The following is a 9870-nucleotide window of genomic DNA, read 5'->3' as shown; positions in this document are numbered from 1 at the left end:
CGGGTGATTTGTTAATTGAAATTGAATAAAAGAAACATAAGGACCATAGCTCTTGCTGCTATGGTTCTTATGTATGGAAAATTCTGTTTGTAGAAATAACTCGAATTTTGTTGACAGATAATGCAAGTGGAGGGCATAATGCATAAGTACACGAGCAATTATCTTTATAATTACTGAGGCTGATTGTAAAATTGTGCATAAGAATATAAGGATAATTCACTTTTTTAACACTTTATTGCCATGAAACGTTCACAATCAGGAAGGGCGCATTTTACAGTGTTTTTTGGTACGATGAATGCAGTAACTGTAAGGAGCGATTAAAAAATATGGGAACAGATATTAACGTATTTTTAGCTTTTGGTGCAGGGTTTTTGAGTTTTATTTCTCCATGTACCCTTCCATTGTATCCAGCATTTTTATCATACATAACGGGTATGACTTTAGATGAGCTAAAATCTGAGCGGGGCATGATGCAAAAGCGTGCAGTTTTTCACACCTTGTTCTTTTTACTAGGATTTTCAATTATCTTTATTATGATAGGACTAGGCGCATCATTAGCAGCAGAGTTCTTCCTTAATTATCAAACCTTATTACGCCAGGTTGGGGCTATTTTAATCGTCGTATTTGGTTTAATGATTGTAGGTTTACTACAAATTGACTTTTTAATGAGGGATCGTAAATTCCAATTTAAAAATAGGCCATCAGGATATTTGGGGTCCGTTCTAATCGGAATAGCCTTTGCTGCTGGTTGGACACCATGTACTGGTCCAATTTTAGCGTCGATTATAATGTTAGCTAGTACAAACCCTGGTGCAGGCTTTAGCTATATGCTTGCTTATTATTTAGGCTTTGCGATTCCATTCTTCGTGTTATCATTCTTTATTTCACGTATGACTTGGATTCGANNACAGCCAAAAAATAGTGAAAATCGGTGGTTATATAATGATTGCCGTTGGGATATTGTTATTCTTTGATGGGTTAACATATATTACACGCTTGTTACAGCCTATTTTCGGTGGATTTACAGGCTTCTAATCTGCTAAACTAAAGAGGCATACCGTACTTTAACGTGGAGGGAGTTGAACAGATGCCTACAGTTTTGGTAGTGGATGATACGCTTTTTATGCGTGTTGCCATAAGTAATATGTTTACGGAGTGGGGTTATGAGGTAGTCGGCAAGGCTGCCAATGGGAAGGAAGCTGTGGCGATGTATCGAGAGTTACAACCAGATCTTGTCACGATGGATGTAACGATGCCCGTTATGACAGGTATTGCGGCAGTAAAAACAATCATCCCTGAATTCCCAAATGCAAAAATAATTATGATTACAGCTTTAGGCCAACAAAAATTAATTGTGGAAGCGATTGAAAGTGGTGCGAAAGATTTTATCACAAAACCATTTGAGCCAGAAAGATTGAAATCTGTAGTTGATCAATTGCTTGGACAAAATTGTTAATTTGACATTAGAGGAGGATTTTTTTATGTTAAGCAATATCCCTTCTCACTATTATGTTATAGGTTCGACCATAATGGCCATTTTAATGGGTAGCTTTGTCATGGTAATACGGATGAGAGCATCCAAAAAACCAACAAATGAGAAGAAAATTATCATTCCACCTATCGCAATGTCTTCAGGTGCGTTAATGTTTTTATTTGAACAATTCCGTGTGCCGCCTATGCAAATTTTAGAGGCTGCTGCAGTCGGAATGGTGTTCTCAACAATACTAATTGCTACTTCAAAATTTGAAGTAAAGGGACAAGATATTTATTTAAAACGTTCAAAAGCCTTCGTTTTTATTTTAATTGGGCTATTAGTGTTCCGAGTTGTGGCAAAAATGATATTAAGTAGCTCCATTGATGTTGGTGAGTTAGCAGGAATGTTTTGGATTTTAGCCTTCGCCATGTTAGTTCCTTGGCGAATTGCCATGCTTGTTCAATTTATCAAAGTCAAAAACCATTCCGCTTAAAAATTTGTAAAGGAAAGCCTACACTAGTGTTTAGTGCAGGCTTTTTTCTCATTTTGGGGATAGGTAGACTTCATTGGACTGATATCAGAAACGATGGATAGAATTTTAAAAGTGATGGTTTGCTAGCATTAAAATTACTTTTAATGCATGGCAGGGAATTTAAGTTTTAAAGTAAATATTTCATCTTTATAGGTGAAGTCTAGGAAACCTTTTTCCTTTTGTAATCATCTTGTAATCATCACTTTTTCCTCGATTCCTTTAAATGATACAATAGATGAATTCTTCGCATAGAGAGAAGTTTGTTACAAAATAAATATTAATAATGAATGAACGATGTGATCTAAGTATGAAGAGCAGTATGATTCAAATTATCATTGAGTGGAATAGGGATAGTTGAGCTTGTTAAGATGAAAGGGCTAACCTAGAAAATGATTCGCGAAGTAAAGCATAGATGAAACGTCCTTTTCAATACACTGTATAATGGAGAGAGATTGCTTCATCATTGTACAGCCAACGAGGTGTCTGGTATACGTGCCATTTTCCAGACACATTTTTATGTTTGAGTGAAAACTAGTTAATTTTGTTGACCGTAGATAAAAAATGAGTTTTCAAAAAAGTTACTTGTATGTTATTCTCGAAACAGAACATATATTCTTATCGAGGCATAATTATGACAAAATTACATAAAGCCTTCCGCATTGCAAAAATGGTATGAGGACATGGTGAAAACAATTCCCCGATATGAATGTGATGGAGGATGAATTGCTAAATGAAGATAAAGAACTGGCAAACCGTTGTGCGGATTATAGTATCGGCTATGCAATTATTTATGGGGCGTTTGTATGGTCAGTCGCTAATGAAGCCTATCGTGTGTTGAGAGAGCTGACACAGAAGCATGGCGTTGCTTTTGTGACGTGAGTGGTGAAGGAGAGATGTTCTAAATCATTAAATCGTATATCGAAAGGTGGATGGAGAATGACAGAAAATCTTATGGCACAGTGGCAAATATAAAGAAAAGCATTTGCTGTAAAGAATGCCAAAGCAATTAATGCCATGCATGAATTAAAGGAGCAAGTTCAACAAGCAGAGCCAACAGAGATAAATTTACGCTTACTTGTCGAAATTTTCTGTATGTTGTACATGTATGATGAGGCATACAAATTTTTTTATATCTGTTATGGACGTGCACAATAAAAAAGACAAGAAAAAATACAGTACGATTCTCTATTGGATGGACAATCCACAAAATCTAAAGCCTTTATTACCATGTATTATTCAGGAGGAAGTTGAGATGAAAACACCATTACCAACATTTAAATATATGCCAAACCCAATCCAAGCCAACATTTTTGAAACAGGCGAAATCGTTGTTTGTGATTGCTGTGAGCAGGAAGTGGAGATTTATTATACAGGTGGAATTTATGCGGTGACAGAAGTAGAGTATCTTTGCCCAAGCTGTATTCATAGCGGGCAGGCTGCCGAAAAATTCGATGGCGAGTTTCAGCAAGATTTGCTCAATTCAGAGCTTGTTAACAATGAGACCTACACGGATGAGATATTACATCGAACACCAGGTTATGCTAGTTGGCAAGGCAATAATTGGGTAGCCCATTGTACGGATTACTGTGCGTTTATTGGCTATGTCGGGTGGGATGAGCTTGTAGAAATGGGTGTTACGGAGAAGCTGGAGCATTTTGATGGTGATACAAATGAAGAGTTAGCTGCTACTTTACGCAATAATGGTTCACATCAAGGCTATTTGTTCCAATGCTTAGAATGCCAGCAGTACATTGTTTATTCTGATTTAGATTAAATAGAGTTGGAAAATCAAAAAGTTCTAAATGACAATATAGTGGGCGCCTAGTTACGCCAATCCTTGAAGCGATCTCTTATTTCTTTTGTTGAGAAGGACAGTTATTTTTGATTTATGGACATGCGAAAGTGGTTGATTTTTAGAAGATAAAATGTCGTGTCTATCCTTTGAGCAGAGAATATATTGCTAGTATTCTACAAGAGGGTTATCGCAAAATAGGGGGAAATGCATTGGTTAAATGGGAATTAAAAAATTTACATTTACAAGATTTTATTGAATATTCTGATAGTTTGGAGCGTGTTTTCTTCCAAGTGGCATTGGAGCTTGGATTTGTAGGCGAAGCATGCTCTATTATAGGTCAGAATGTTGTAATGGTTGCTACCCCTGAGGCATTGAGAAATAGTTTTCGTCAATATAATCATTATATGATAAAGAGAATTTTAGTTATTGATGAATTTGATTTCAAAAAGATTAAAGATACCATTCAAGAAATATTGCAAATTTGTTCTAAATCATCAAAGGAAGAATCATATAGTTACTTAAGAAGATATGTTCGATGGGAGTATAAAGGTTACGATATAGTGGAAGGCGAAAAAGTGGTTGAGCTAGAATTAAGAGATTTATCCTCATCAAATGTTGCCTCTATTGTCAAGTGGCGTCCTGATAATTTGGAGCAAGTTTTCTTTTCTTTGGATTTGGAGATCGGACTAAAAGGCGAGACAGCTTCCAATATGTTTTACGTTAAGGTAGCTACTCCAGAGGCATTGAGAAGTCGCCAACATGAATTTGTCATTGCAAGAAATAGAACATTAGTTATAGATGAGTTTGATTTTAAAAAATTAAGAGAAGCCATGCAAGAAATTGTGCAAAGCTGTTCCAAGCAGACTTGGGAAGAATCGTGTATATGTTTGCAACGATTTTTTCAGTGGGAATATGAAGATTATAGATGAAAACGAGGCATGTAAAAATTGATATAACGAAGTGTTTGGGTATAAAAAGATTTTATCTGTTCGACAGGAAACATTGTTCAAGATACGAGATATTTGTTTGGAAAAAAGACTAGCAAAAGTAAATGCAATGTTTCATTATATGGATTCGCACCTTACCATGATTGATAAAAATAAACTGTACAATGGCTTAACATATATAGGTGAATTTGAGACATATTACAATCAATAGCTTGCTCACCATTCGTGATAATAGGAGGCAATCAGATGAAAGTAGAATAATTTACAGAATGGTGGGTTTTTGTAACTAATATTTAATGGTTACTATGCCTATATTTTTGAAACACCCCTTGCGGAAACACTGAAGAAGTGGGAATCAAGCAAAATAGGCGAGCTAGAAAATGAAATTAGAAGCAACGGCAGTAAACGATTATTTAGTGGATAAAAAATGCATTTTAACACTTTTATCAAATTTTTATAAAGTATTTCCTGAATTTTATTTTTATGATAAGATTTTCTATGAAAATACTGGGTATTCTGAGGTGGCTATTCAAATCAAAAAAATGCTAGAATGTTGTAGAGTAAATCGAGGAGGTGTCTGAGAATTCGTTTTTTTATCTTGATTGAGATAATAATGACGATAGCATTATGGATATAACACAAGATTTCATTGATGAGAACTTTAAAACGTATGTACTTGAAACGTTTTGTAACAATCGCAAAACTATTTTATTTAGTGATGTGAATCAAATTGAATCCTTACAACTGAGGAATCACAATTACACTAGTCTACAAGGTATTGAGCATTTTATAGCTCTCAAAGAACTAGATTGTGCATTCAATGATTTAACTGAACTGGATACTCGTTATAACTATCATTTGCAAACTCTTATTTGTTGTACAAACAAAATAACGTCATTAGATATAAGTAATCAGTCAAAATTAGAAGAATTGTCTTGTAGAAATAATGAGCTAACGCAACTGGATGTAAGCTATAACCCTCTCTTGAAAATACTAAACTGTACTGAAAACCAAATCACGTCATTGAATTTGATGAACAATCCTTTCTTGGAAAAGGTCGATTGTGGCTTTAACCGAATGCGAGAGTTGGATGTGAGTCACAATGTCAAACTAGTTTCTTTGGTGTGTTATCAGAATATGCTTTCGGCGTTGCATTTGGATCAAAATCACCATCTGCAAGAACTAAACTGTGGGTATAATTCTTTATTAACACTACATTTAAATCATCATGCTGAGCTCACCCACCTTGACTGTGGAAACAATTATTTACTTCTTTTAGATATAACGAGTTGTCTAAAATTAGAGAGTGTTCGTTGCAATCATAACCACCTTAACTATTTGGATGTCAGTCAAAATTCAATGTTGCAACGATTAAGATGTTTCAACAATCATATTACGGAGCTAGATATTCGCCATAATGTGCAATTGGTTGAGCTATATTGTTCAGAAAATAAACTAACTCAGTTGGATACAACATATAATCTATTGCTAGAAGATTTGAATTATGCTGACAATCTAATGATGGAGCCAATGTACGTTATTCAAGATGTTGGAACGTTTCAATATGATAATGGGACAACTTTTTATCAGACGACATGGAGTTATAAGGAACAGGAAATTTTTGTTCAAACGAAAGCAAGAACAGAAGCAATGATTAAACGGTTATCGCCCGCTATCAAAAAAGTGTGGAATCACTTGGATACACTAAACAGCAGTGCGCTAGACTTGATTACTGAAATACATGCTGAGGAAGATAACAGCAATTTACTGTTAGTTGAATTGATTTTTAACACAGATGATACAATACAATTAGGCTATGATGTAGGCGACTCGCCAGCGGGACAACTTTATATTTATGTATCTTTTGATGGGAAATTCAATATAGACCGCAAACTGGTTTATGAAACATACTAGGGCTGTTAGAATCCATTCTTAACAACCACCACAAACGCCAAGGGAGAAAAGTACAAGTTTGTCGTGAACTAGAAAAAAGAGGTGAACGTAAAGATGACCTTAGCGGAATTGGCTGCTTTTTTGAAAACCAAACCCACTTTCCTAGATTATAAAGATGAATTGTTACTGATTAAAGCATTACCGAAACTATCCACCCAGTCGGTACATGAACAAAAGGAACTCTTTTTACAAGTGCTCGATACGTTGATAGATTCGCATACGTTTGGCGGTAATTACTTGGAAAAGGAAGCAAAAGACCAACCTTACTTTGATGCATGTTTGGCTTTTCTTGAAAAATTAGATGTACCAGTTGTGATAGAAGATTTGCGTTTGTGAAGGATAGAAAATGACTTTACAACGACTTATGGCTTTGCGAGATACTTTAGATGACATTGGATGGATGATTATAGAACCAGCATCCAATCCTTTTCGTATTCATCATAATTGTATAGAGTTATTATTAGAACATGATACGACGCAATTGCAGATGATATTTTTATCTATTTAGCGAATGGCTTAACTGGCGTAACAAATGATTTAGTAGATGTACTCTATCTTGAAATCATCCAAACAAACGAGATTTTTTACTTTGAGAAAATCAATACAAAAGAGTGGCGAGTATTTTTACAAAATGTGAGAAAGGTATCTTTACACATGGCGTATTCGAAAGGATGAACATGGGTGATTGTGTTGGAGTTGAAAGAGATAAGATAATTTCATCAAATATAAATTGGCAACCTGGTCTCGCTAACACCCAATTTATAAGTGTTAGGGTCAATGGTAAATTAATTTTGCATTTTTAGGCATCGGTAGTTGATACTGACTCAATAGTTGTTGGAATTGCCCGTTTATTTGTTGGCGATTAAATGCTTTTTTTGTCGCCACCTCTACATTGTCATAAATGGGTAGCAATTTAACGATGCTTTCTTTTAAAGTTGTAATAGAATGCAGACCAAATGAATAAATACATTATCCATTTTACCTTGATATCATGAATAAAAGCTTATAGAAAAGAACCAATTGTCTTTCCAATAGAGAGCCTTTAATCATAGTTACCTCCGCTTTTCTATCGGTATTTCTTAAAGTCCATACGGAATCACCATTTATTTTTTTAGAATACTCTTAAGTCACGGGATAATTTTTATAGAAAAACGCTGCACAGAATCGATGTGCAGCGTAGCCATTAATCAAATAGATGTTCATAGGGGGTAATGTCAATTTTCATTTCCGCTAATTTTTTACGTAAAAATTTATGATCTCGCTTCGGGGTAGCTTGAATATAACCACGAATAATTAAGTCATGGTTAATGGCAGCCGCTTTTTCTTCTAATGCAAGCTCGCCAATTTTGCCAGCTATTTTTTCCTTTGCTACTTGTCTAAACAGCTCAGGGACGGGGCTAACAAGTTCATATAAAAGCTCCTTCTCAGGTTGTCCCCATAAATGAATGGTTTTATCTAAATAAAACTCTTGCCAATCTAAATCCGATTTACCATCCTGCTTTGGTAGTGCCTTTAAAAACTTGCGGAACATAAAAAATCCGCCTATCCCCATAAAGGTAATCAATACGACTACCCAAAACAAGATAAACCATAAAAACCAGCCTGTTAACAAATCGTTCACCTCTTTGCCTTCTCTCACTCTATTATAAAAGCTAATATAAAAAAATTCATCCTTAATGTCCCTTTTTTAGCAATAAGTCCGTATATATTGTGTAAGAAAGGGGGTGACACCTATGACAAGCGTAAATTTTGTCAATGCAACACTTCGTTTAAAGTATGTTACTGGCTACAATGAACAAAACGAGCCAAAGTTCTCCACAAAGACATACCGAAATGTAAATGGTTCGCATTCAACAGTGGATTTAGTAGCTGTAGCGAATGCTATTGCGAGTCTATCTTCATATAAGTTAGACAGCATTTCCAAAGTAGAAACAACAGATTTATCCTAAGGGGGGAAAGAAGATGACACAAGTTTTAGAGCTGCAATTTGAAACAGCCATAGGAAAAACAACCGTGCTTACGATTGATGCACCGAAGCCAACAATTACAACTGCAGAAATACAACAGGTTATGCAGACGATTATCGCTAAAAATGTTTTTGAAGGACAAGCAGGTACTCTAGTAGCCATAAAAGGGGCACGGATCATTGATCGCCAAGTGACAGAACTTGAATTAGTGATGGCATAATGAAGAAAAGGTCTTTGTGGGATGATACTACAAAGACCTTTTTAAACAGGAGAATACTCAATTTTTTAATTGTGAAGGAGGAATTTAAAGATGGAGCAGTGGTTAAACATGATTTCAGAAATTGGCTTTCCGATTCTAGTGTCGTTTTATTTATTGAACCGAGTAGAGGTAAAGCTGGATGCGATTCATGATGCCCTTATTTCCTTAAAGTGAAATCTATTTCACAAAGATGTCCGAAAGCTGTCACTTGGGAGTCCTTGTCAACGTTATATTCATACGATAGGATGAGGGTAATGTAGGTAGGGAGCGTGTTAAGATGAAAAATAAAATAATTGGATTCATTCTACTTTTGATGCTGACAACTGTACTTAGTGCATGTGGAAATGTAAAATTTAAGGCAGATTATGACTTAGCACTGCCAGATTTTGAGCATATTAATCAACGGGGAGAAGCTGTTTCTTTGAAGAGTTTAAAAGGAAAACCATGGATTGGAATGTATATTTTCACGAATTGTACTTCTATTTGCCCGCCAATGTCCTTTAATATGGCGCAGGTCCAAGAAAAGCTGAAGAAAAAAGGTGTGGAAGATTATCAGATTGTTGCGTTTTCAGTAGATCCTGATGTTGATAAGCCAGAGGTACTTGCGGATTATCTAAGCAAATATAATGTACCTGATGAATCAAAATGGAATCTCCTTACTGGTTATTCACAAAAATATATTGAACAATTCGCAGTAAAATCAACTAAAATTATGGTAAAGGATGATCCTAATACCGACCAAGTGATTCACGGAAATCAATTTTTCTTAGTGGATAAAGATGGGGTTTTAGTAAAAATGTATACTGGATATGCCAAAAATATTGAAGATGTACCCATTGATACAATGGCCTCTGATATCGAAACATATATTGATGAAAATTTATAAAAACAAGAAGGAAACCGTCTCTACATGAAGAGACGGTTTTCATGTTGTTGAAATACT

14 protein-coding genes and 1 pseudogene are annotated in these 9870 nt (G+C 35.3%); 14 read left to right on the top strand and 1 reads right to left on the bottom strand.

Features of this window, described 5'->3' with window-relative positions; genetic code table 11:
* Nucleotides 1-326: 326 nt before the first annotated feature.
* From B2R82_RS00855 to B2R82_RS00810, 10 genes and pseudogenes are all read left to right on the top strand, one after another.
* Nucleotides 327-1035: pseudogene (locus B2R82_RS00855) on the top strand (cytochrome c biogenesis CcdA family protein).
* A 52-nt stretch (nucleotides 1036-1087) separates the two neighbouring features.
* Nucleotides 1088-1456, top strand: a complete 369-nt coding sequence (locus B2R82_RS00850) for a response regulator (RefSeq protein WP_283871858.1) — start codon at nucleotides 1088-1090, stop codon at nucleotides 1454-1456.
* Between the two features lie 25 nt (nucleotides 1457-1481).
* The gene (locus tag B2R82_RS00845) at nucleotides 1482-1967 is read left to right on the top strand and encodes a CcdC family protein (protein ID WP_286923067.1); all 486 of its coding nucleotides are present in this window, start codon (nucleotides 1482-1484) and stop codon (nucleotides 1965-1967) included.
* A gap of 741 nt (nucleotides 1968-2708) precedes the next feature.
* A complete protein-coding gene (locus B2R82_RS00840) occupies nucleotides 2709-2885 on the top strand; it encodes a hypothetical protein (protein ID WP_286923066.1) in 177 nt (58 codons plus the stop codon).
* 135 nt (nucleotides 2886-3020) lie between these two features.
* Nucleotides 3021-3161 carry a hypothetical protein gene (locus B2R82_RS00835; protein ID WP_286923065.1) on the top strand — a complete coding sequence of 47 codons (141 nt, stop codon included), beginning with the start codon at nucleotides 3021-3023 and terminating at the stop codon, nucleotides 3159-3161.
* Nucleotides 3162-3258: 97 nt separating this feature from the next.
* Complete coding sequence (locus B2R82_RS00830) at nucleotides 3259-3780, top strand: CbrC family protein (RefSeq protein WP_286923064.1); 522 nt, start codon at nucleotides 3259-3261, stop codon at nucleotides 3778-3780.
* A gap of 230 nt (nucleotides 3781-4010) precedes the next feature.
* A complete protein-coding gene (locus tag B2R82_RS00825; protein WP_286923063.1) occupies nucleotides 4011-4730 on the top strand; it encodes an Imm8 family immunity protein in 720 nt (239 codons plus the stop codon).
* 398 nt (nucleotides 4731-5128) lie between these two features.
* Nucleotides 5129-5329, top strand: a complete 201-nt coding sequence (locus B2R82_RS00820; protein ID WP_286923062.1) for a hypothetical protein — start codon at nucleotides 5129-5131, stop codon at nucleotides 5327-5329.
* A gap of 46 nt (nucleotides 5330-5375) precedes the next feature.
* Entirely contained in the window at nucleotides 5376-6662 is a 1287-nt protein-coding gene (locus B2R82_RS00815; protein ID WP_286923061.1) for a leucine-rich repeat domain-containing protein, read from the top strand.
* Between the two features lie 93 nt (nucleotides 6663-6755).
* Complete coding sequence (locus B2R82_RS00810) at nucleotides 6756-7037, top strand: hypothetical protein (RefSeq protein ID WP_286923060.1); 282 nt, start codon at nucleotides 6756-6758, stop codon at nucleotides 7035-7037.
* A gap of 847 nt (nucleotides 7038-7884) precedes the next feature.
* Here B2R82_RS00810 and B2R82_RS00805 read toward each other — a convergent pair.
* The gene (locus tag B2R82_RS00805) at nucleotides 7885-8313 is read right to left on the bottom strand and encodes a DUF2621 domain-containing protein (protein WP_283872791.1); all 429 of its coding nucleotides are present in this window, start codon (nucleotides 8311-8313) and stop codon (nucleotides 7885-7887) included.
* 121 nt (nucleotides 8314-8434) lie between these two features.
* Here B2R82_RS00805 and B2R82_RS00800 point away from each other — a divergent pair, with 121 nt between their 5' ends.
* The 4 genes from B2R82_RS00800 to B2R82_RS00785 all read left to right on the top strand — a co-directional run bounded on the left by B2R82_RS00800 (nucleotide 8435) and on the right by B2R82_RS00785 (nucleotide 9813).
* Nucleotides 8435-8650: a DUF1659 domain-containing protein gene (locus B2R82_RS00800; protein ID WP_286923059.1), complete on the top strand. Its 216-nt coding sequence runs from the start codon at nucleotides 8435-8437 to the stop codon at nucleotides 8648-8650.
* A gap of 13 nt (nucleotides 8651-8663) precedes the next feature.
* Nucleotides 8664-8888 (top strand): DUF2922 domain-containing protein, encoded by a 225-nt coding sequence (locus B2R82_RS00795; protein WP_286923058.1) that lies wholly within the window; start codon nucleotides 8664-8666, stop codon nucleotides 8886-8888.
* A 90-nt stretch (nucleotides 8889-8978) separates the two neighbouring features.
* Entirely contained in the window at nucleotides 8979-9101 is a 123-nt protein-coding gene (locus tag B2R82_RS00790) for a YvrJ family protein (RefSeq protein WP_283871867.1), read from the top strand.
* Nucleotides 9102-9204: 103 nt separating this feature from the next.
* Nucleotides 9205-9813: an SCO family protein gene (locus B2R82_RS00785; RefSeq protein ID WP_286923056.1), complete on the top strand. Its 609-nt coding sequence runs from the start codon at nucleotides 9205-9207 to the stop codon at nucleotides 9811-9813.
* Nucleotides 9814-9870: the final 57 nt, after the last annotated feature.

This window comes from Lysinibacillus sp. UBA6686, assembly GCF_002455205.1.
In the GTDB taxonomy this organism is placed as follows: domain Bacteria; phylum Bacillota; class Bacilli; order Bacillales_A; family Planococcaceae; genus Lysinibacillus; species Lysinibacillus pakistanensis.
The sequence above is the reverse complement of the archived record's forward strand: the minus strand, read 5'-3'. Positions and strand labels throughout refer to the sequence as shown.